The 22,194-nt window shown below is 70.5% G+C and carries 18 protein-coding genes and 1 pseudogene; 9 read left to right on the top strand and 10 right to left on the bottom strand.

From position 1 onward, the window contains the following. Positions 1 to 131 precede the first annotated feature (131 nt). Positions 132 to 509: a DUF192 domain-containing protein gene (locus ADK65_RS34830; RefSeq protein WP_053675348.1), complete on the bottom strand. Its 378-nt coding sequence runs from the start codon at positions 507 to 509 to the stop codon at positions 132 to 134. Positions 510 to 935: 426 nt separating this feature from the next. Between ADK65_RS34830 and ADK65_RS34825 the strand changes: the two genes are divergently transcribed. The 7 genes and pseudogenes from ADK65_RS34825 (at position 936) to ADK65_RS34795 (ending at position 9,080) form a co-directional block, all read left to right on the top strand. Then, positions 936 to 1,814 (top strand): LLM class flavin-dependent oxidoreductase, encoded by an 879-nt coding sequence (locus tag ADK65_RS34825; RefSeq protein ID WP_053675346.1) that lies wholly within the window; start codon positions 936 to 938, stop codon positions 1,812 to 1,814. 35 nt (positions 1,815 to 1,849) lie between these two features. Beyond that, positions 1,850 to 2,311 carry a GNAT family N-acetyltransferase gene (locus tag ADK65_RS34820; RefSeq protein WP_053675344.1) on the top strand — a complete coding sequence of 154 codons (462 nt, stop codon included), beginning with the start codon at positions 1,850 to 1,852 and terminating at the stop codon, positions 2,309 to 2,311. A gap of 12 nt (positions 2,312 to 2,323) precedes the next feature. Next, positions 2,324 to 3,155 (top strand): annotated as a pseudogene (locus tag ADK65_RS34815) (methyltransferase domain-containing protein). Positions 3,156 to 4,070: 915 nt separating this feature from the next. Further along, complete coding sequence (locus tag ADK65_RS34810; RefSeq protein WP_053675343.1) at positions 4,071 to 4,844, top strand: isoprenyl transferase; 774 nt, start codon at positions 4,071 to 4,073, stop codon at positions 4,842 to 4,844. Positions 4,845 to 5,198: 354 nt separating this feature from the next. After that, positions 5,199 to 6,524, top strand: coding sequence for a PhoH family protein (locus ADK65_RS34805; protein ID WP_053675340.1), 1,326 nt, complete (start codon positions 5,199 to 5,201; stop codon positions 6,522 to 6,524). 401 nt (positions 6,525 to 6,925) lie between these two features. Then, on the top strand, positions 6,926 to 7,636 hold the full coding sequence (locus ADK65_RS34800; RefSeq protein ID WP_199825755.1) for a transglycosylase SLT domain-containing protein: 711 nt from the start codon (positions 6,926 to 6,928) through the stop codon (positions 7,634 to 7,636). A 136-nt stretch (positions 7,637 to 7,772) separates the two neighbouring features. Next, a complete protein-coding gene (locus ADK65_RS34795; protein WP_053675338.1) occupies positions 7,773 to 9,080 on the top strand; it encodes an AI-2E family transporter in 1,308 nt (435 codons plus the stop codon). 76 nt (positions 9,081 to 9,156) lie between these two features. Here the strand turns inward: ADK65_RS34795 and ADK65_RS34790 are convergent, their stop codons facing one another. Further along, the gene (locus ADK65_RS34790; protein ID WP_031103031.1) at positions 9,157 to 9,690 is read right to left on the bottom strand and encodes an alkyl hydroperoxide reductase; all 534 of its coding nucleotides are present in this window, start codon (positions 9,688 to 9,690) and stop codon (positions 9,157 to 9,159) included. A 6-nt stretch (positions 9,691 to 9,696) separates the two neighbouring features. Next, the gene (locus ADK65_RS34785) at positions 9,697 to 10,251 is read right to left on the bottom strand and encodes a peroxiredoxin (protein ID WP_053675336.1); all 555 of its coding nucleotides are present in this window, start codon (positions 10,249 to 10,251) and stop codon (positions 9,697 to 9,699) included. A gap of 133 nt (positions 10,252 to 10,384) precedes the next feature. Between ADK65_RS34785 and ADK65_RS34780 the strand changes: the two genes are divergently transcribed. Further along, complete coding sequence (locus ADK65_RS34780; protein WP_078956293.1) at positions 10,385 to 11,335, top strand: hydrogen peroxide-inducible genes activator; 951 nt, start codon at positions 10,385 to 10,387, stop codon at positions 11,333 to 11,335. A gap of 80 nt (positions 11,336 to 11,415) precedes the next feature. Here the strand turns inward: ADK65_RS34780 and ADK65_RS34775 are convergent, their stop codons facing one another. The 5 genes from ADK65_RS34775 to ADK65_RS34755 all read right to left on the bottom strand — a co-directional run bounded on the left by ADK65_RS34775 (position 11,416) and on the right by ADK65_RS34755 (position 16,276). Beyond that, positions 11,416 to 13,749, bottom strand: a complete 2,334-nt coding sequence (locus tag ADK65_RS34775) for an ABC transporter permease (protein ID WP_053675334.1) — start codon at positions 13,747 to 13,749, stop codon at positions 11,416 to 11,418. Continuing rightward, positions 13,746 to 14,435 (bottom strand): ABC transporter ATP-binding protein, encoded by a 690-nt coding sequence (locus tag ADK65_RS34770; RefSeq protein ID WP_053675332.1) that lies wholly within the window; start codon positions 14,433 to 14,435, stop codon positions 13,746 to 13,748. The genes ADK65_RS34775 and ADK65_RS34770 overlap by 4 nt, the downstream gene beginning before the upstream one ends. After that, a complete protein-coding gene (locus ADK65_RS34765; RefSeq protein WP_053675330.1) occupies positions 14,432 to 14,956 on the bottom strand; it encodes a PadR family transcriptional regulator in 525 nt (174 codons plus the stop codon). Before ADK65_RS34765 ends, ADK65_RS34770 begins: the two co-directional genes overlap by 4 nt. A gap of 127 nt (positions 14,957 to 15,083) precedes the next feature. Next, positions 15,084 to 15,344 (bottom strand): hypothetical protein, encoded by a 261-nt coding sequence (locus ADK65_RS34760; protein ID WP_053675328.1) that lies wholly within the window; start codon positions 15,342 to 15,344, stop codon positions 15,084 to 15,086. Next, complete coding sequence (locus ADK65_RS34755; protein ID WP_053675326.1) at positions 15,341 to 16,276, bottom strand: SPFH domain-containing protein; 936 nt, start codon at positions 16,274 to 16,276, stop codon at positions 15,341 to 15,343. Before ADK65_RS34755 ends, ADK65_RS34760 begins: the two co-directional genes overlap by 4 nt. Positions 16,277 to 16,538: 262 nt before the next feature. Between ADK65_RS34755 and ADK65_RS34750 the strand changes: the two genes are divergently transcribed. Beyond that, complete coding sequence (locus tag ADK65_RS34750; protein WP_053675585.1) at positions 16,539 to 18,842, top strand: transglycosylase domain-containing protein; 2,304 nt, start codon at positions 16,539 to 16,541, stop codon at positions 18,840 to 18,842. A 152-nt stretch (positions 18,843 to 18,994) separates the two neighbouring features. On the opposite strand, the gene ADK65_RS34745 is transcribed toward ADK65_RS34750, so the two are convergent. Continuing rightward, positions 18,995 to 21,130, bottom strand: a complete 2,136-nt coding sequence (locus tag ADK65_RS34745; RefSeq protein WP_053675324.1) for a SpoIIE family protein phosphatase — start codon at positions 21,128 to 21,130, stop codon at positions 18,995 to 18,997. Between the two features lie 322 nt (positions 21,131 to 21,452). Next, positions 21,453 to 22,145, bottom strand: coding sequence for a DUF402 domain-containing protein (locus tag ADK65_RS34740; protein WP_053675322.1), 693 nt, complete (start codon positions 22,143 to 22,145; stop codon positions 21,453 to 21,455). Positions 22,146 to 22,194: the final 49 nt, after the last annotated feature.

Genomic DNA, 22,194 nt, shown 5'->3' with positions numbered 1-22,194 from the left:
TCCAATGCGGCCGCTGGGTGCGTTGTTGGCCGGCTATGAATCCCGGACCCCGGTCGCCTCGCCGAACGGACGGTGGAGTCGGCCGAGGCCCTGGCAGCACCACCCGCGCCCCTCGAACGAGGCCACTCACCTCACTCCACCGGCCCGACGACCTCCACCCGCGTTCCTTCCCGCACCCCCCACTCGCCCATCGCCCCGGCCTCGGCCTCCACCACGTGCCGGGCCCGCAACCGAGGCATCCCCAGCCGCCCGGGCCGCATGGTCTGCACGGCGATGACCCGAAAACGCCGATCGAGGTAGGCGACATCGATCGGCATGCGCATACGAAAGGTGTGCACGCTGTTGGCGGGGGAGAGCAGGATCGCCCCGTCGATGGAGTCCCGCCCCAACAGCCCCCTGGTTCGGGCCCGATAGGAGCCGGCTATCTCCAGCGGCACCCTGAGGGGCGGCTCCCCGTCATCCCCCGGCACGACCAATTCCCCACGCCCGTCCTGCCAGCGCCGCCCCATCCGTAACCCCCTCCGGCCGTGCCACCACCTGCCGGCGGCTCGCCGCCCCGAACGTATCCGTATCGACCGCCCCTCGCATGGGCCCACGGAGTCGTGCCTTTGCTGATTCCTGACTGAGACGCCCTGAGCAGCATCGCCGCTGACGCCTCGTCTGGGAGCGTCATGTAACCGTTACGGCGCGAAAGTGACGACGAATCCTGCCGACCTGGGCGTGGCTGGACGCCGCCGACTTCAAGCCGGTGTCCGTCACCGCGTCCGTACCGGTGACCGGCATCACGGCGACCGCGACGGCGAGACCGACGTCTCTCAGACTCGAACCCGGCACCGAAGACGCTGAGACCTACCCGGCATCCACTGCGCACGCCGGCTTTCCACGAGACACAAAACTCCTTGTCCGACGCTCCCCGGAACGGGTAGGAAGCCACCATGACCCCCCTAGGCGCAGTCTTCCGCCCCCAACTAGCCCCCGAGCGACTGAGGTCCGTTGCCCGGCTGGCCGATGACGCCGGGCTCGATGAGCTCTGGCTCTGGGAGGACTGTTTCAGAGAAGGCGGGATCTCCACCGCGGCAGCCGCTCTCGCGTGGACCGAGCGGGTGCGGGTCGGGGTCGGGCTGTTGCCCGTGCCCCTGCGGAACGTGGCCATCACCGCCATGGAGGCAGCCTCGCTGCACCGGATGTTCCCCGGGCGGGCGATTCTCGGTGTGGGACACGGTGTACAGGACTGGATGGGGCAGGTCGGCGCCCGCGTCGAGTCGCCCGTCACCCTGCTGCGAGAGCATCTCGTCGCGCTCCGGGCCCTGCTGGCCGGCGAGCGGGTCACGGTCGACGGCCGATACGTCAAGCTCGACGACGTCGCCCTCGACTGGCCGCCGCACGGTCCGCGGAGCGGGGTGCTGGCGGGAGCCACCGGGCCGCGTTCGCTGCGGCTCACCGGCCAGGCCGCCGACGGCACCATCCTCACCGCCGCCACCAACGCCGAGGGCGTGCGTACGGCACGGCAGCTCGTCGAGGAGGGGCGGGCGGCGGCCGGCCGTGGGGCCGGGCACCACCCCGTCGTCGTCTACCTGCTCACCGCCACCGGGCCCGACGCCGACACCCGGCTGCGTGCGGAACTCGTCGCCGAAGGGCTCGACTCCGTACCGGACCTCGGGGTCGCCGGGGACGCCGGAGCCGTCGCGAAGGCCGTCGAGCGCCTGGTCGAGGCCGGAGCCGACAGCGTCGTCCTGCAACCGACGGCGGACGAACCCGACCCTGAGGGGTTCGTGCGGTTCGCGGCGGAAGAGGTGCGCCCGCTCGTTCCGTGAGGCCCGTTGTCCGTGGTCGCTGCCACACTCCGGGCATGAGCGATGACCACGTGGACGTACGGCTGCGCGACGTTGTGGAAGACGACCTGGAGTTCCTGCTCGCGTACGAGCACGATCCGGAAGCCGTCCGGCGGTCGAGGTTCACCCCTCGGCCGCGCGAAGCGTTCCTGCGGCACTGGAAGACCAACGTCCTCGGGGACGACACCGTCTTCGTCCAGGCCGTGACCGTCGACGGCGAGGCCGCCGGCAGCGTCGTCGCCTGGTGGGACGCGGACCGCCGCTTCCTCGGATACTGGCTCGGCCGCCCGTACTGGGGCCGCGGCATCGGCAGCCGCGCCCTCTCCCTCTTCCTGGAGCGGGAGCAGAACCGGCCGCTGCACGCCGACCCCGTCATCGACAACACCGGCTCCGTACGCCTCCTCGAGAAGCACGGTTTCCAGCGGACCGGCACCGTCCGGCACGGTGACAACGAGCACGTCATGCTAGTCCTCGCGTAAGGAGCACCCCCGGTGACGCACCTCCCGAACCCCTCGCACCCCCCACACTCCGCCACCTTCGAAGACCTCCTCGCCGAAGGAGCCTCCGCCCCCACAGAGGGCTGGGACTTCTCCTGGTTCGAGGGGCGGGCGACGGAAGCGCGCCCCTCCTGGGGGTACGCCGTGTCGATGGCCGAGCGGCTGGGCCGGGCAAGTGCGGTGCTCGATGTGCAGACCGGGGGAGGAGAAGTGCTGGACTTCGCCCTCGCCAGGGTCGCCCACAAGACCCCTCCCGAGAACACCCCAGCCTCCCAGCCGCCCCTCCTCACCGAAGGCTGGCCGCCCAACGTAGCCAAGGCCACCGCCCTGCTTCGTCCGCGTGGTGTCGGCGTCGTCGCCGCTGCCGACGATGCCCCCCCTGCCCTTCGCCGACGGCGCCTTCGACCTGGTCGTCAGCCGCCATCCCGTCCGCCCCCACTGGGACGAGATCGCCCGCGTCCTCCAGCCCGGCGGGACGTACTTCGCCCAGCACGTCGGCCCGAGCAGCGTCTTCGAACTCGTCGAGTACTTCCTCGGGCCCCAGCCGGACGAGGTGCGCGGCGCCCGCCACCCCGACCGTGAGCGGGCCGACGCCGAGGCCGCCGGGCTCGATGTCGTCGATCTGCGGGCGGAGCGGCTGCGCATGGAGTTCCACGACATCGGCGCGGTCGTGCACTTCCTGCGCAAGGTGGTCTGGATGGTTCCCGGATTCACCGTCGAGGCGTACGAGCCGCGACTCCGTGAACTGCACGAGCGCATCCAGGCCGAGGGGCCCTTCGTCGCCCACAGCACCCGCCACCTCTTCGACGCACGCAAGCCCGGCTGAGCCGCGCCGACCCGGTGATCACGCGTGCGGACCCACCGTCACCTCTCCCACCACCAGCTCCGGCGCCGCCTCCACCACCTCGGCGACCGGCGTCCCGGTCGCGGCCGGCCTGGTCGGAAACTGCCGCCGCGCACTCGCCGCGTCCCACGTGATCCTTAAGGGCGGGCGTCACTCCTCCCGCTCACCGCACTTGCGCATCATCCGACGAGGGTTTTCACATCGTTATCGCCGCCGGCTCGCTTCCGTGCCGCCGCTCACGTACATTCGGACGAGGCAATTCGCGTGAGCAAAGCTGCGCGGGCGGTACCGCGCAGTGGAGGGGGCTGCGCGGTGCCAGGGGCCACCCGTCGAGCCGCACCGTGGTGACGTCCCGTCGGCAAAGCATCGGCAGGCGGGGGGCGTGCGGCGATCCGCAGCCGTTCCCGGGTCAAGCAGGCGTTCACATGTGCGTCACCCGTCGGGGGGATGTCGGGACAAGTCACCCGAGTGGGCCCAAGGTGCGGCAAACCTTCCGGCCTCCGCCGTGGAACGCCTGATTCCCCAGCTCATGCACCGAGTTTCGGCCGGAGGCGGGCCCTGAATGAGGGCCTCCGTATGCATCGCCATGTCGCCGGGCGGCTCCGGAGAGTAGTTGTGGCATGCCGATGCGCGCGGCAGCACTCACGAAGGGTTATGGTGGAAACCCCCCCTCGGGCCGGTCCGTCTCCCCCCCACGGACCGGCCCGTTTTTCTTGCCCGGCCGAGCGGCTGGAAGCATCGGCCGGAACCACTCGTTCCGCCCCCGTTGGCGGCCCACGGGCGCGGCGAGGGTAGGCTTCGCCTCCGGGGACTGCCATCCGGGCAGGGACCGCCCGCGGCCACGACCGGGCCGCACGCCGCGGCCTGTCCGATCCGTACGGAGGGGCTGACAATCACGTGAACCTGCGCGACAAGCTGCGTGGCCTGCTGGTCAGGCTGTACGCACGCCGGGTGGAAGGTCACCTGGACCACGCTCAGGTGCCCAAGCACATCGGCGTCATCATGGACGGCAACCGGCGCTGGGCGAAGGCCGCCGGTTCCAGCACCGTCGACGGCCACCGGGCCGGGGCCGGGAAGATCGAGGAGTTCCTCGGCTGGTGCAGTGAGACCGACGTCGAAGTCGTCACCCTCTGGCTCCTGTCCACGGACAACTTCGACCGCCCGCAGGAAGAGCTCGTCCCCCTGCTCGGCATCATCGAGGACGTCGTGCGCACCCTGGCCGCCGACGGCCGCTGGCGCGTGCACCACGTCGGCACGCCCGACCTGCTGCCCTCGGGACTGCAGACGATCCTCAAGGAGGCCGAGGAGACCACCGCGCACGTCGACGGCATAGTGGTCAACGTCGCCATCGGCTACGGCGGCCGCCAGGAGATCGCCGACGCCGTACGGTCGATGCTGCTCGACGCCCGGGACAAGGGCACCTCGATGGAGGCGCTCGCCGAGGCCGTCGACATCGACATGATCGGGCGTCACCTCTACACGAGCCACCAGCCCGACCCCGACCTGGTGATCCGCACCAGCGGCGAGCAGCGGCTGTCCGGATTCATGCTCTGGCAGACCGCCCACTCGGAGTACTACTTCTGTGACGTGTTCTGGCCGGCGTTCCGCAAGGTCGACTTCCTGCGGGCCATGCGCGACTACGCCGCCCGCCACCGCCGCTACGGCGGCTGACGTACCCGCAGACGGTCACCCGAACGCAGGACGTCCCACGTCACAGCGCCTCCCCATACCCCCTTGGTGACGCTTGTAACGCCGAGTTCACCGGCTCGCCGTCATATGCCGTTGCATGGCGACGCTCGTTCGAGGGCATAACCCAGACAGGTCGACGCCCGAACCACGGGTGTCGGATCTCAGCGGACGGCACGGGGCCGTCCGCCCGGGAGGCCCTTTGCACCAGCCCGATCGTGCGGTCACAGCACGGACGAAGAGGCGGAGGGCCGGTTCTCGGCCCGCGCAGGGCGGCCGACGACCGGTCCAGCTCCATACCGTCGCTCCCCGACCTCATCCGAGGGGGTACGTCCTTCCGTGGTGACCAGCACAAAGCGCCACAAGCCCGACCGGCGCACCTATGTTCTCGACACCAGCGTCCTGCTGGCCGACCCGAACGCCCTGAACCGCTTCGACGAGCACGAGGTCGTGCTCCCCATCGTCGTGGTCACGGAGCTGGAGGCCAAGCGGCACCATCCCGAACTCGGCTACTTCGCCCGGCAGGCCCTCCGCCTGCTCGACGAGTTGCGGGTCCGGCACGGTCGCCTCGACGCCCCCATCCCCACGGGGGACCTGGGCGGGACCGTCCGTGTCGAGCTCAATCACTCGGACCCCAGCGTGCTGCCCAGCGGCTACCGCCTGGGGGACAACGACTCCCGCATCCTCGCGGTCGCCCGCAATCTGCAGGCCGAGGGACTCGACGTCACCGTCGTGTCGAAGGACCTCCCGCTCAGGATCAAGGCGTCCTCCGTCGGACTCCTCGCCGAGGAGTACCGCGCGGAACTCGCCATCACGGACTCCTCCGGCTGGACCGGAATGTCCGAACTGACCCTGCCCGGCGAGCAGGTGGACATCCTCTTCGAGGAAGGCCACGTGTACGTGCCCGAGGTCTCCGGCCTCCCCGTGCACACGGGGCTGATGATCCAGTCGGAGCGCGGCAAGGCGCTCGGGCGGGTCACGGCCGACGGCAACGTGCGGGTCGTGCGCGGGGATCGTGAGGCGTTCGGCATCAAGGGCCGCAGTGCCGAGCAGCGGATCGCGCTCGACCTGCTGCTCGACCCGGACGTCGGGATCGTGTCGATGGGCGGCCGGGCCGGCACCGGCAAGTCGGCACTGGCGCTGTGCGCCGGTCTGGAGGCGGTGCTGGAGCGCCGTCAGCACCAGAAGGTGATGGTCTTCCGTCCGCTGTACGCGGTGGGCGGGCAGGAGCTGGGCTATCTGCCGGGCTCCGAGGCCGAGAAGATGAGTCCCTGGGCGCAGGCCGTCTTCGACACGCTGTCGGCGGTCACGTCCCGGGAGGTCATCGAGGAGGTCACCGCGCGCGGGATGCTGGAGGTCCTGCCGCTCACCCACATCCGGGGACGCTCGCTGCACGACGCGTTCGTGATCGTCGACGAGGCCCAGTCGCTGGAAAGGAACGTGCTTCTTACCGTTCTGTCCCGGATCGGAGCCAATTCACGGGTGGTTCTCACCCACGACGTGGCCCAGCGGGACAACCTCAGGGTCGGCCGGTACGACGGTGTCGTCGCCGTCGTCGAAAAGCTGAAGGGGCATCCGCTCTTCGCGCACGTGACCCTGACACGGTCCGAGAGGTCCCAGATCGCCGCCCTTGTGACCGAAATGCTCGAAGACGGGCAGATCTGACCGGTCGCAGTAAGTAGTAGCGCTTATGCGATAGTTGGCGCCGTCCGGAAAAGGCGAAGAGCCTAGCCGGGCGGCGCCTTCGCGTGTGGCCGTTCCGTGGAATTTCCTGCGCCAAACGGGATGTGAGCTTTCACACGCAACTCGGAATTGCCTTGCCCCGTCGGGTTACGGCAGAGTCTCACTCCTGTCAGGCCCCGCATACGACACACCTGTACCCCCAGCGGTACGGCACCACAAAAGCAACAGCATCAACTGCATAGCGATGTCGTATGCCGCCCGAGCAACACGCGGCGCTCCCCCCGAGGGAGTTGCCCACCGGGCCCGCGCCTCCCGTGACCCCGCAGTTGGGGAGGCCAGTGCCAGGGGCACGATTGCGTCCGCGAGGGTCACCGAAGCGGGCGATGCTGGAAGGAAACCGTGTGAGCCGGATCTCGGTCCGGGGATTCGCAGTGGCTTCGGCCACGGCGGTCACCGCTGTCGGAAGCGTCGTCGGCGTTGCCTCGGGCAGCACCGCGCAGAACAACGACGCGGAAGCGACGGCAACCGGCGCCACGCTGCTCGCGGACATCCCCGCGGGCCAGCAGGCCCAGGTGCAGACCGCGTCGCTGACGCAGCAGGCCGACGCACAGGCCATTCAGGCGGACGCGAGCGCGAAGAAGGACGCCGAGGAGGCCGCCCGCAAGGCCGCCGCCGACACGGCCATCGCCAAGAAGGAAGCCGCTGAGAAGGCCGCCGAGGCGGCCGCCAAGGAGCGCGCGGAGGCCAAGGCCGCCGCCAGCCGCTCCAAGGACATCTCCGACTTCCCCGTCGCGAGCTCCTACAGCATCGCCCAGATCCAGGCGATGGCGAGGCAGCTGGTGCCGTCGGGCCAGTTCCAGTGCTTCAGCAACATCGTGGACCACGAGTCCGACTGGAACTACAAGGCCGTCAACCCCTCCTCCGGGGCCTACGGCATGTTCCAGGCGCTGCCCGGCTCCAAGATGTCGTCCGTCGGCGCCGACTGGCGGACCAACCCGGCCACCCAGATCAAGTGGGGCCTCAACTACATGAACGACCGCTACGGCAGCCCCTGTGACGCCTGGTCGTTCTGGCAGGCCAACAACTGGTACTGAGCCGACCGGCCCCGGCCGATCCCGTCTCCTCGCGCGAGCCCCGCACCGTCGTCCGGTGCGGGGCTCGCGCCATGTACGGTCGGACGAACGACTCCTCGGGGGAGTGGTGCGCCAAGACGGGGGAAAAGGACGGATCATGTCGCGAGTGCCAGGGTGGCTCGGCCGGCTCGGTGCCGGACTGACCGAGATGAGCGAGCGGTACAACGAACGCCGCGCCGAGGCCGAACGGCAGCGGGACGACCCCGACTCCGTGACGCTCGCCGAGGACCACGTGCCGCCGCCCCCGGACTACGCCCCCGACGTCGCCGCCCGCCCCGATCCCGCGCTGGCCGTGCCGTGGGGCGTGCGGGTCGCGGCCGAGGCCGGCTGGCGACTCCTCGTCCTCGCGGGCACGCTCTGGGTGCTGATGCGGGTCATCAGCGCCGTCCAGCTCGTGGTGCTCTCGTTCGTCATCGCGCTGCTCATCACGGCGATGCTGCAGCCGACGGTGGCGCGTCTGCGGCGCCACGGCGTGCCGCGCGGACCGGCCACCGCGCTGACCGCCGTCCTCGGCTTCGTCGTCATGGGCCTCATCGGCTGGTTCGTGACCTGGCAGGTCATGGAGAACATCGACGACCTCTCGGGCCAGATCCAGGACGGCATCGACGAGTTGCGGAACTGGCTGCTGAACAGCCCCTTCCACGTCACGGACAAGCAGATCAACGAGATCGCCACCAACCTGCGTGAGGCCGTCGGGGCGAACACCGACCAGATCACCTCGGCGGGGCTCGAGGGTGTCACGGTCGTCGTCGAGGCGCTGACCGGGATCCTGCTGTCCGTCTTCTGCACGCTGTTCCTGCTCTACGACGGCAAGCGCATCTGGGAGTGGACGCTGAAGCTGGTGCCGGCGGCGGCGCGGCCGGGAGTGGCCGGAGCCGGTCCCGCGGCGTGGCGGACGCTGACGGCATATGTGCGGGGCACGGTGATCGTGGCGCTGATCGACGCCATCTTCATCGGTCTCGGGATCTACTTCCTCGACGTGCCCATGGCCGTGCCGCTGGCGGTGTTCATCTTCCTGTTCGCGTTCATCCCGCTGGTGGGCGCGGTGGTCTCCGGGGCACTGGCGGTCGTCGTCGCGCTGGTCACCCAGGGGGTGTTCACGGCCGTCATGACCCTGGTCGTGGTGCTGGCGGTGCAGCAGATCGAGGGGCACATCCTGCAGCCGTTCATCCTGGGGCGGGCCGTGCGGGTGCATCCCCTGGCGGTGGTGCTGTCGGTCGCGGCTGGCGGCATGGTGGCCGGGATCGGCGGTGCGGTCGTCGCCGTGCCGCTGGTCGCGGTGACGAACACGGTCGCCGGGTATCTGCGGTCGTACTCGCAGAAGTCGGCGCTGCGGCACTCGGTGCGGCCGCGCGGGGCCACGGCGGTCAGCGCCGAGCCGACGCCCGAGGCCCCCTCGGAGTAGCCGGAAACGCCGACAGGGCCCCGTCCACCGGTCAAGGTGGGCGGGGCCCTGTCGGCGTGAGAGGGGTGACCGAGGACTACTCGGCCAGCACCGCCTCGGCGTCCAGCGTGACGCCGACCGCCTGGATCACGGAGGCGATCTTGAACGCCTCCTGGACGACCTCGCGGTCGAGGCCGGCCTTGCGCAGCACCTGCTCGTGGGAGTCGAGGCACATGCCGCAGCCGTTGATGGCGGAGACCGCGAAGGACCACAGCTCGAAGTCGACCTTGTCGACGCCCGGGTTGCCGATGACGTTCATCCGCAGGCCGGCGCGCAGGGTGCCGTACTCGTGGTCCGACAGCAGGTGGCGGGTGCGGTAGAAGACGTTGTTCATCGCCATCACCGCGGCGGCGGCCTTGGCAGCCGTGTAGGCCTCCGGCGACAGGTTCGCCTTCGCCTCGGGCTCCAGCTCGCGCAGCACGATCGGGGAGCGCGAGGCGATGGCCGTCGACAGCACCGTGCCCCACAGCTGCTGGGCCGGAAGGTCGGAGTTGCCGATGACCGAGCCCAGGTTGAGCTTCAGGTCCTTGGCGTAGTCCGGTATCGCGGACTTCAGGGCATCCAGCGACATGTCAGATCACTCCCCGGAGAGCAGCGCGACGGGGTCGAGGGTCTCGTCGCCCTTCGACCAGTTGCAGGGGCACAGCTCGTCCGTCTGGAGCGCGTCCAGGACCCGGAGGACCTCCTTCGGGTTACGGCCGACCGAGCCCGCGGTCACCATCGAGAACTGGATCTCGTTGTTCTGGTCCACGATGAACACGGCGCGCTTGGCGAAGCCGTCCTCGCCCTCGATGCCGAGGTCGCGCATCAGCTCGTGCTTGGAGTCGGCCATCATCGGGAACGGCAGGTCGCGCAGGTCGTCGTGGTCCTTGCGCCAGGCGTGGTGGACGAACTCGGAGTCACCGGAGAAACCGAGGACCTGCGCGTCGCGGTCCGCGAACTCCTCGTTCAGCTTGCCGAAAGCGGCGATCTCGGTCGGGCACACGAAGGTGAAGTCCTTGGGCCACGCGAAGATGACCTTCCACTGACCCTCGTAGGTCTTGTGGTTGATCTGCTCGAACTCCTTGCCCTTCTCCAGCGAGACGCAGGCGGTCAGGTCGAACTCGGGGAACTTGTCACCGACGGTGAGCACACGCACTCCTTGCAGCGAAGAAACTCCCGGATCGCGGGGGTTTCCCATGGGTTGGACTGTGTTGATGTTGGCACAGGCTCGATTGATTACGGAAATAGCTACACTCGGTCGAGTTGATCGGAGGTAGTTATCAGTGACGCTCGGTAATAAACGCAGGCAACCCAGCCTCGCCCAGCTCCGTGCCTTCGCGGCGGTCGCCGAGCACCTTCATTTCCGGGACGCGGCGGCGGCGATCGGGATGAGCCAGCCCGCCCTCTCGGGTGCCGTGTCCGCTCTGGAGGAATCACTCGGAGTGACGCTCCTCGAGCGTACGACGCGCAAGGTGCTGCTCTCGCCCGAGGGTGAGCGGATCGCCGTACGGGTCAAGGCGGTTCTGGGGGAGGTCGGTGCGCTCCTGGAGGAGGCGGAGGCGGTCCGGGCGCCGTTCACCGGGGTGCTGCGGCTCGGGGTGATCCCGACGGTCGCGCCCTACCTGCTGCCGACGGTGCTGCGGCTCGTCCACGAACGGTATCCGCAGCTCGACCTCCAGGTGCACGAGGAGCAGACCGCCAGCCTGCTCGACGGTCTGGCCGGCGGGCGGCTGGACCTGCTGCTGCTCGCGGTGCCTCTCGGTGTCCCGGGCGTAGCCGAACTGCCTCTGTTCGACGAGGACTTCGTACTCGTCACGCCACTCGAGCACGAGCTCGGCGGGCGCGAGGGCATCCCGCGGCAGGCACTGCGCGAGCTCAACCTGCTGCTGCTGGACGAGGGGCACTGCCTGCGTGACCAGGCCCTCGACATCTGCCGGGAGGCCGGCCGCGACGACGTGCCGGTCACCACGACCGCCGCCGGGCTGTCCACGCTGGTCCAGCTCGTCGCGGGCGGACTCGGCGTGACGCTGCTGCCGCGCACCGCCCTGAAGGTGGAGATCTCCCGCAGCAACCAGCTCCTCACCGGGTACTTCGCCGACCCGGCCCCCACCCGCCGGATCGCACTGGCGATGCGGTCGGGAGCCGCACGCGGCGCGGAGTACGAGGAACTGGCGGCCGCCCTGCGGCAGGCCCTGCGGCCGCTGCCCGTACGGGTCCTGGACCAGGACGGCTGACGGCGCTCGCGCCGCCGGCCGGGTCCCGTACTTCCACGGGACCCGGCCAGGGCGCCGGACAGCTCGTACGGGACCCGGTCCTACTCGGTCCGCAGCCCGTCCGGCCGCATCAGTTTCAGCAGCGGCGGCAGGCTCAGCAGCGTCACCACCAGGACGACGCCCGCGCCGATGCCGGTCATCGACAGCACGCTCGGCCAGTCCACCCGGACCGATGTGTTGGTCATCCGCAGCAGCACCGCGCCCAGGGCCATGCCCACCGTCGCGGCGAGCAGCAGACCCAGCCCGATGGGGATCGCCGTCTGCCACAGCACCGACAGGCCGAGGGTGCGGCGCCGGGTGCCGAAGGCGACCAGGGACGACAGCAGCTTGCGGCGTTCGCGCAACTGCTCCAGCTGCGAGACCAGAAGACTCGCCCCGATCAGGGCCAGCACACACGCGGCTCCGACGGACAGACCGGTGCGGATGGTGGCGTAACGGTCGTCGCTCTCGATGCTGTGCCAGGTCATCGGCTGGGACGTCGGGTCGAGTCGCGCGGCCGTATTGCGCACGTGGTCGTAGGCGTCCGGCACCGAGGGGTCCACGCTCAGGAAGAGCCGCGTGGACATGAGCGTCTTGAGCTTCCCGGGCAGCGCGCCGGGGGTGATCAGGATGCCGCCGCGTTCGTACCCGGTGGGGTCCTCGCGGGACTCGGCCTGCCGGATGTTCCGCGGCACGGTCCAGGTGACCGTGCGGTCGCCGGCGCGGTCGGAGTCTTCCGATTCGGCCCACAGGGCCGTGCCGGGCACGGCCAGGCGATCGCTGTCGCTTTCGTACTCCGATCCCTTGGCCGCGAACACGTCACCGTCGCGGCAGGCGGGGAGCGTCGCGACTTCGCGCAGCGACGCGCAGTCGGCCACGGTGATCTGGACGAGGGCGTCCGCCTCGCGCTGGTCGCCGAGATGGAAATCCGACAGGGTGGTGACCTTGCGTACGCCCTCGGTGTCGCGGTACTGCGCGGCGACCGGGGCGGCGTCGCTGCCCTCCGGCACGTCCACGCTCATCTGCGCCCGCGAGACGTCGTACTGGGACGCCCTGGTGTAGTTGCCCTCCACCCCGGCGAACAGCATCTGCAGCGCGATCGCCCCGGCCACCGCCACCGCGATGCCGTTGACCATCCGGGCCGCCGCACCACTGCTCAACTGGAGCCTGCGTATGGCCAGTTGCCAGGCGACCCCGACCGAGCCGAGCCGGGCCACGACCGTCTCCACCACCCAGGGCAGCAGTGCCGTGACGCCGACCAGCAGGAGCATCACGCCGCCCACGACGAGGTACTGGTTGAAGTCCCCGCCGTCGTTGCCCTGCCCGATCATCGGGTAGAGCAGCGCGATCCCGCCCAGCGGCAGCAGCAGCCGCCACCACAGGCGGCGCCGCGAGGGCTTGGCCGTGCGCACCACGCCGAGGGGCTCGATGACCACGCCGCGCAGGGCGAGGATCGTCACCAGGACCGCGGCCGCCGGCACCGCCAGCGCGACCAGGACGGCCAGCAGGGGCGAGGGGTTCAGATAGCTGGGGAACACGCTGACGCGGAACACCTCGACCGAGGCCGCCAGTTCGCGTCCGAGCAGGAAGAACCCGGTGCCGAGGACGAGCCCCAGCACGGATCCGGCGAGTGCCTCGCCGGCGGCGATCCGCCGGGTCATCCGGCTGTCCGAGCCGACCAGCCGCAGCGCGGCCAGCCTGCGGTCGCGCCGCTCGCCGCCGAACCGTACGGCCGCGGCGATGAACACGGCGACCGGCATCAGCAGTACCACGAAGACGACCAGGACCAGCAGGAGCAGCACCGGGTCCCAGCGGTCGGACGACCCCAGGTCGTTGCCGAAGCGGTCGATCCGGGCGCCGCTCGCGGGGCCCTCCAGCACCTTCGCGAGCCCCTTGCCGCCCGCGAAGTACGCGAGTTCGTGGGAGCCGACGAGCCCCTGCTCGCCGATGGTGCCCGCGACGCGGTAGTCCAGGCGCTCCCGCAGCAGCTTGCCGTCGTCGGAGGCGAGCAGTTCCTTCAGCGCGGGGGAGACGACCATCTCGCCCACGGCCGGGAACGCCGGGACGCCCGGCGGCAGCGGCGCCCGGGGGCCCTCCGCCTCCAGGACCCGCCCGCGCACGTCCCTGTCCCGGAACGTGGTGTCCGCGTCCACGACGATCAGGGTGTCGTCGGCCTTGGGTATCTCCTGCTGGCTGAAGGTGTGGTCGCTGCGGGCCTCCTCGCGCCGGTCGCGTTCCGCCAGCGCGTTCGGGATGGCGGTGGTGAGCAGCAGCAGCGCCACTCCCAGTCCGACACCGACGGCCGTGAGCAGCGCCCGGGTCCATCCCTCGCGTCCGCCGGCGAAGGCGAACCGGACCCCCATGGCCAGGTCCCGGCTCCACTGCCCGACGCTCATACGACGCGCTCCATGTCACGGGACCTGCCGTCCCGGACGACGATCTCGCGGTCGGAGTAGGCGGCCACCCGGGCCTCGTGCGTGACGAGCACCACGGCCGCGTTGGCGGACCGGGCCGCGTCCGTCAGCAGCTCCATCACGCGCTCGCCGTTGTAGGAGTCGAGCGCCCCGGTCGGCTCGTCGGCGAAGACGACCCGCGGGTTGGTCACCAGCGAGCGCGCGACCGCGACCCGCTGTCCCTGACCTCCGGACACCTCTCCGGGCCGCTTCTTGCGGAGGTCGTCCACCTCCAGCCGTTCCATCCATGCGAGCGCGGCCCGCTCGGCCTCCTTGCGGGAGGAGCCGTTCAGCCGCAGCGGCAGCGCGACGTTCTCCACGCAGGTGAGTTCCGGCACGAGCTGCCCGAACTGGAACACGAACCCGAACTCCGAGCGGCGCAGCGCACTGCGCTCGGCGTCGCCCATGGCGGTCACCTCGCGCCCGTTGTACATGATCGTGCCCGAGTCGGGCATCACGATCCCGGCGAGGCAGTGCAGCAGCGTCGACTTGCCCGACCCGGACGGCCCCATCACGGCGACGACCTCGCCCGGGTGGATGGAGAACTCGGCGCCGTCGAGCGCGGTCGTCGGCCCGTACGCCTTGCGCAGGTCCTGGGCGGTGAGGAGCGAACCGGCGGGAATCGTCATCGGGTCACCGCCTCACGGAGCTTGTCCAGACGCGCCGCGGTCAGCTCCAGCCAGCGCAGGTCCGCCTCCAGGTGGAACAGCGCGTGGTCGCAGATGAGCTGGTCGGCCAGATCGCCCTTGCGCTTGCGGTCGGTGAGGATCCGCATGCTGCGCAGGTGTTCCGAGCGCTGGCCGTCGAGGATGTCACCGGCGTCGCGGTGGGTGAGCAGTGCGAGGACGACCTTGGTGTAGAGGGTCGACTGGAGGTACGGCTCCGGCTTCTCGGGTGTGGCGAGCCACCGCGCGACGTCGGTGACGCCGGCCTCGGTGATGGCGTACCGCTTGCGCTCGGGACCGTCGCCCGCCTCGATGCCGTCGACCTCGACGAGCCCGTTCTTCAGCAGGCGGGACATCGTCGAGTAGACCTGGCCGTAGTGGAGCGGCCGGTCGTGACCGAACTTCTCGTCGAAGGCCCGCTTCAGGTCGTAACCGTGACGCGGGCCGGACTCCAGGAGTCCGAGGAGTGTGTGACCGATGGACATGGCAGGACTGTACACGGGGTGTATACGCGGTATGTATACGCCGAGTGTGTAGGTCATGGCGTGGGGTGGGGCCGTGCAGGTCGGAGCGTGTTGTCACGCTTTGGTAACAGCGGTGCGGCCCGGGTGGTCAGGCCGACGGCGGGCCGGAGGCGGGCCCCGCCGGAGGCCGCCCCCGCCGGGGCAGGGGCCCGGTATCCCGCGGCAGGCGCCCCGCCTCCGCCAGTGCCTTCCGGAGCAGGAACTCGATCTGCGCGTTGGCCGACCGCAGCTCGTCCCCGGCCCATCGCGCGAGCGCCTCGTACACCGCGGGATCCAGCCGCAGCAGCACCTGCTTGCGCTGCTGCTGCGGCCGGCGCTGCGGGCCCTGGCTTTCGGGAGGGACCGTCACTGGTAGAGGGACCCGGTGTTGAGGACCGGCTGCGCGGCCCGGTCACCGCACAGCACCACCATCAGATTGGAGACCATCGCCGCCTTCCGTTCGGAGTCCAGCTCCACGATGTCCCGCTCGGTGATCCGGGCGATCGCGGCCTCCACCATGCCCACCGCGCCGTCCACGATCTGGCGCCGCGCCGCGACCACCGCTCCGGCCTGCTGCCGCTGGAGCATCGCCGAGGCGATCTCGGGGGCGTAGGCGAGGTGCGTGAAGCGGGACTCGATGATCTGCACGCCGGCCGCCTCCACGCGCGCGTGCAGCTCCACGGCGAGCTTCTCGGTGATCTCCTCGGCGTTGCCGCGCAGCGAGAGGCCGTCCTCCTCGTGCGCGTCGTAGGGGTACTCGATGGCGATGTGCCGCACGGCCGCCTCGGTCTGGGTGGAGACGAACTCGATGTAGTCGTCGACCTCGAAGGTGGCCTGGGCGGTGTCCTCCACGCGCCAGACCACGACGGCGGCGAGCTCGATCGGGTTGCCGTAGGCGTCGTTGACCTTGAGGACGGCGGTCTCGTGGTTGCGCACCCGCGTCGAGATCTTCGTGCGCGAGGTGAAGGGGTTCACCCAGCGCAGGCCGTCCTGCCGGATGGTGCCCCGGTAGCGGCCGAAGAGCTGGACGACCCGGGCCTCGCCGGGGGCGACCATGTTCAGTCCGCACATGGCGAGGAACGCGGCGAGCGCGACCAGGATGCCGCCGATGATCAGCGCGGCCTGCGCGCCGGCCGCGTGCAGCGTGGTGGCGGCCGCGATCAGCCCGGCGCCGGCCAGCAGCCCGAGCAGGCCCAGCAGCAGGGCGAGCCCGCCGCCGATGCTGTGGGCGGTGAACTCCCGCACGCGGGGCGCCGGCATCTCGGGCACGTCGGCCGTGACCTGCGGTTCCGAAGTGGACATGGGTGATCCCCCGTTTCTCCTGGGAAGCCGCTCCTGCTTAGCTTCCGTCTATCTAAGTGATATCACTTTTCCCGCTCCTGGCAACCCTGTGGGTGTCTCGAACGTCGGTTCCGTTGGGAATGGGTGCTGATTGTCACGTCCGCAAAGGGCCGGATCGGCTGCCCTATCTCTTATCTCCCGGTGTTAGCTTTCTGAGCTGACCTGAGCGGCGAACCTGTGTGACGCGTGAGCACACATGAACGAAGCGGAGCGGATCGGACCCATGGGACGAGCGGAAGAGAGACGCGCCAGACAGCGCGCCGGGCGCCGGGCGGCACCCAAGAGCCACCGTTCGTCGGAGGCGCCGGCGAAGGGCGGCATACGCAGGCTCTTCACCTGGAAGAAGATCCTCGGCACCTTCCTCGGTCTGTGCCTGCTGGGCATGGGTGCCTTCATCGTGCTGTACATGGTGATCGGGATCCCCGAGGGGAACGCCGACGCCAAGCGGCAGAGCAACATCTACAAGTACAGCGACGGCTCGATCATGGCCCGCGACGGCAAGGTCAACCGTGAGAACGTCGACCTGTCCCGGGTCCCCAAGGGCGTGCGGCTGACCTTCGTCGCCGCCGAGAACAAGACCTTCTTCAAGGACTCCGGCGTCGACTTCAAGGGCACCGCCCGCGGCCTGTTCAACACGCTGTCGGGCCGGGGCGCGCAGGGCGGTTCGACCATCACCCAGCAGTACGTCAAGAACTACTACCTCACGCAGGAACAGACCGTCTCGCGCAAGCTGAAGGAGATGGTCATCTCGCTGAAGCTGGACCGGGAGAAGTCCAAGGACTACATCCTCGCCGGCTACATCAACACCAGCTACTACGGCCGCAACGCCTACGGCATCCAGGCCGCCGCCCAGGCCTACTACCGCAAGGACGCCCAGGACCTCACGGTCGCGCAGGGCGCCTACCTCGCCGCACTCCTCCAGGCTCCCAGCCAGTACGACTGGGCCGTCGCCTCGAAGGACGGTAAGAAACTGGTGAAGGCGCGCTGGAACTACGTCCTGGACAACATGGTCGACGAGGGCTGGCTGAGCGCGTCCGAGCGGGCCGGCATGAAGTTCCCGGAACCGGAGGAGCCCAAGCCCGCCCCCGGCATGGAGGGCCAGAAGGGCTACCTGGTCAACTCGGCCAACGCGGCACTGGAGAAGCAGCTCGTCGCCGAAGGCACGGCCGACAACGCCAAGGAAGCCGAGGCGATGGTCAACGCCGGCGGCTGGACCCTCACGCTCAACATCGACAAGAAGAAGCAGGCGGCGCTGGAGAAGTCCGTCAAGCAGCAGCTGACCAGCAGGCTCGACCCCGACAAGCGCAAGGTCGACGGGGACGTCCAGGCCGGCGCCGCGTCCGTGAACCCGAAGACGGGCGCCGTGGTCGCGATGTACGGCGGCGAGGACTACTTCAAGCACTACACGAACAACGCCACCCGCGCCGACTACCAGCCGGCCTCCACCTTCAAGCCGGTCATCCTGGCCGCGGCGCTGGAGGAGCAGGCGAAGACGCAGGACGGCAAGCCGATCACGGCCAACACGGTCTACGACGGCACGAGCAAGCGCCCGGTCGTGGAGGACGGCACCAAGGTGGGCTTCGCCCCCGAGAACGAGGACGACCGGAACTACGGCCCGATCTCCGTCCAGACGGCCATGAACAAGTCCGTCAACTCCGTCTTCGCGCAGATGGGTGTCGACGTCGGCATGTCCGAAGTGGTGAAGGTCGCGGGCAAGCTCGGCATGGACACCGGCAACATGGAGGCCGTGCCCGCACAGACCCTGGGCAGCATGGGCGCCAGCCCCCTGCAGATGGCGGGTGTCTACGCGACCCTCGACAACCACGGCAGGAAGGTCACCCCGGCCATCCTCAAGTCGGCCGATCACCTCAACCAGAACGTCACCATGCCCGACCCGGTCGGCGACGAGGTCATCAGCCGCGAGGCCGCCGACTCGGTCACCTCGGTGCTGACCGGCGTGGTCGACGACGGCACCGCCCAGGCGTCCGTGCGCAACAACCCCCTGCGCGACGGCCAGCAGGTCGCGGGCAAGACGGGAACGTCCGACAACAACAAGTCGGCCTGGTTCACCGGCTACACGCCGAAGCTGGTCACCTCGGTGGGCCTGTTCGGCGAGGACGCCAAGACCCACGCCCAGGTTCCGATGTACAAGGCGCTCGGCGAGCCCCGGATCAACGGCGGCGACTACCCGGCGCGGATCTGGGCGCAGTACACCTTCGGCGTGATGGGCGACGTCACCAAGTTCGACCTGGAGACCCGGCAGGGCGCGGCCGTCCAGCCGACCTGGACGCCGACGCCCACGCAGGAGCCCACGACCGAGGAGCCGACGCAGGAGCCGACGACCGAGGAGCCCTCGTCGTCCCCGCCGCCGACGACGGAGAAGCCCTCGTCCTCCCCGCCGGCCACCCCGTCGACGAACCCGCCCAGCATCACCCCGCCCACCACCCCGCAGACGACACCGCCGAACGACGGTGGCGGCGACCCGTTCGACCCGGTCAAGCCAGGCGACGGCGGACAGGGCGGATAGCCGGAGGCACGGCGAAGGGCGCCCGGCGAACACCGGGCGCCCTATCCAAGGTCGCCGCCCTCGGGAACATTGCCCTCGGGTGGGAGAAGAACCGCCCCCGGCGACACTCCGGGGGCGGTCCTGTGCCGGTCGGCCTCACGCGTCCGGGACGGTCAGCCGCGGTTCAGCTCGAACCAGACCACCTTGCCCGTGCTGAGCCGGGTCGCGCCCCAGCGCCGGGCCAGCCGGTTCACCAGGTACAGCCCGCGCCCGCCCTCGTCGGTCGCGCGTGCCTGGCGCAGCCGCGGCAGCTGCGGCACGTCGTCGCCGACCTCGCAGCGCAGCACGTCCGTGCGCAGCAGGCGCAACGTGACCGGCCGGGACGCGTACCGCACGGCGTTCGTCACGACCTCGCTGACCAGCAGCTCGACGGAGTCGCTCAGCTCCTCCAGGCCCCAGCGCGACAGCGCGCGCCTCGCCAGCCGGCGGGCCCGGCCGGGGGCCGCGTCCTCCGGCTCCAGGAACCAGTACGCCACGTCGCTCGGCGCGATCCCGTCGAAGCGGGCGGCGAGCAGCGCGATGTCGTCGTCCCGGTCGCCCGGGCCGAGCATGTCGAGCACCTCGTCGCACAGTGCCTCCAGGGGCGGCGGATGGTCCGGCCCGGTGAGCTGCGCGACCGCGGCCAGCTTCTCCCGCAGCTGCTCGATGCCGGTCCACACGTCACGCAGCCGGGACTCGACCAGGCCGTCGGTGTAGAGCAGCAGCGTCCCGCCGGCGGGCGCGTCCAGCTCCACCGCCTCGAAGTCCACGCCGCCCACCCCGATCGGGGCCCCGGCGGGCACGCGCAGTACCTCGGCGCGACCGCCCAGATGGAGCAGGACGGGCGGCGGATGACCGGCGTTGGCGATGGTGATGCGGTGCGATACCGGGTCGTACACGGCGTAGAGGCACGTCGCCATACGGTCCACGCCGAGGCGCTGGGCCTGTTCGTCGAGGTGGTGCAGGACCTCCTGCGGCGGCAGGTCGAGGCCGGCGAGGGTCTGGGCCGTGGTGCGCAACTGGCCCATGATGGCGGCCGAGGTCATGGAGTGGCCCATGACGTCACCGACGACCAGGGCGACCCGGCTGCCGGGCAGCGGGATCGCGTCGTACCAGTCGCCGCCCACCCGGGCCGTCTCCGCCGCCGGCAGGTACCGGGAGGCCAGCCGCACGCCCGTGGGGCGGGGCAGCGTCTCGGGCAGCATGGTGCGCTGCAGCTCGTCCGCGATGTAGGCCTCGCGGCCGTACAGCACGGCCTTGTCGATGCCGAGGGCGCTGTGCGTGGCGAGCTGGGCGGCGACCAGGAGGTCGTCCGGGTCGAACGCGATGCGCTCGGGACGGCGCAGGAACAGGGCGGCACCGATCACGCGGCGCCGTCCGCGCAGCGGGGCGAGGATCGCGCGCTGCCCGTCCGGCACGGCGAAGCCGCCGTCCTCCCCGAGCAGTTCCGGCAGCGCGGCGCGGGCCGCGGGGGCGTCGGTGAACACCGGGCGCACGCCCCGCAGCACCTCCGCGAGCGCACTGCCGGGCCGCACCTCGCACAGCTCCGCGCCGACCGTGTCCAGTTCGTTCGGCTCGGGCTGCGCGGCCGGCAGGAAGCCGTTCTCGGTGTCGCGCTCCGCCGGTATCCGGTCGGTGCGGCGCAGCCGCAGCACCAGCGGGCCGGTGGGCCGCTCGTCACCGACGGGCAGCGGATCGCGCAGGTAGACCAGGATCGCGTCGGAGAAGGTGGGCACGGTGGCCCGGCACAGCCCCATGACGATCTCGTCCAGGTCGATGCCGCGGGCGATCCGCCGGGTGGCGGCCCCCACGAACCTGAGCCGGTCTCCGTCCCGCCGCATCGGCGTGGGGCGGCCGGGCGGCAGGCTCTGGCCGCTGCGGCGCTCCTGCCCGTCGCTGGTCACCGGCGGCCGGTCCTGTTCGTCGGCCGGCTGGACCGGAATGCCCTCGGGGGCGGGGCGCGGCCGAGGCGTCTCACGCTCGGCGGTCTGCTCGGCACCCGGCTGGGAGTGCTCGGAGGCGGGGTCGCTCACGGTGTCCTTGCCCTTGCCGAACGGCGTGGAGGTGCCCGGCTCCGACGTGCCCGTGCTGTGTGCCGTCGTGACCGGAACGCTGACGTCGCCGCCGGGGCGGCCCTGTACCGGTAAGGCGCCGGGCGCACGCGCCGGTGCCGGGGTATGCACGAGAGCCCCGCGGGGGTCCGCAGGGTCGGCGCCCGCCTGGGGGCGTTCGAACGAGGTCGGCTGCTCCGTCACGCGTGTCGAATCCATCCGTCCGGGGCTGCGCGCCGCGCGCGCAGTGGGTCCCGCCGAAACTCCGATACCCGGATTACGTGCCCCAGGAACGGAATTCCCGCGTGGTCAGAGGTTGTTCCTGTGCCACCGGCGGACCGTCTGCGGCCCGCAGGAGCCTTCTGACGGCCCTCAGGGCCTGTGGCGCAAGCCCTTCCGGTGTTGCCCTCGTACCCCTCGCTCACGTCCTGCCGCCCCTCGGTGACGATCGGTCAAGCCCAGCGCGTGCTCCGGTAGTTGCCGCCGCGCGCCCTTGCGGAGGACGATCCTACGTTTCTTGCCCGGGGGCGCATCAAGGGTCTCATGAGGACACATGCGCGGGCGTCCGATCCCAGTCCTCCGGCAGTGACGGTACAGCCCAGGAGGGGTCCGGGCGCCAGTGCTGCCAGCCTTCCGAGAACGGCGGACCCCAGGCGCGGATCACCTCCACCGCGTCCCGCCCCGCCTGCTGTACCTTTTCCGCCAGTTGGTCGTCCATCAGCCCGTCCCGGCGGGCCTGGGCGAACTCGTCCTCGTCCCGCCAGTGCCAACTGCGGTCGGGATGGACGGAGATGTCCAGGAAGTGGTCGACGGAGTCGACGCCGCCAGCCCAACGGGCCAGGGGGTCCTCCAGGTTCACGTACCAGTTCTTGAACCGCCACCCCGGCTCCCAGAACAGCCACACCGACCAGGGCTCGCCGGGCCGGGCCAGCTTCAGCACGCCCGTGCCGAACCACCGGTCGCGCTGCACGGTCCGCGGCTTGGTGTAGCGCGACTCCAGCGGCTCCAGGTGTACGGGCGTGCCGTCGGCGAGCACGGGCTTCACGCACTCGGTGCCGGGCGCCAGCCACACGGCGAGCAGGTCCGCGTCGTCCCGGACGACGGTGACGGGCCGCGCGATGTGCACCTGCGTGCCGCCGTTCTCCCGGTATCGCCACAGGATGCGGCTCCCGGGCGCCCAGAAGCCTGCCGCACCGCCCGTTTCCACGCGTCTCATCGCTCCACCGTCTGCCATGACCAGATATTAGGTGCCGTAGGCATACGACGCTGCGGCGCGTGTCACG

Origin of the sequence: Streptomyces sp. NRRL B-1140, from assembly GCF_001280065.1 — a bacterium.
Lineage (GTDB): Bacteria > Actinomycetota > Actinomycetes > Streptomycetales > Streptomycetaceae > Streptomyces.
Note: the sequence above shows the minus strand (reverse complement) of the source record. Positions and strands in the feature narration are given on the sequence as shown.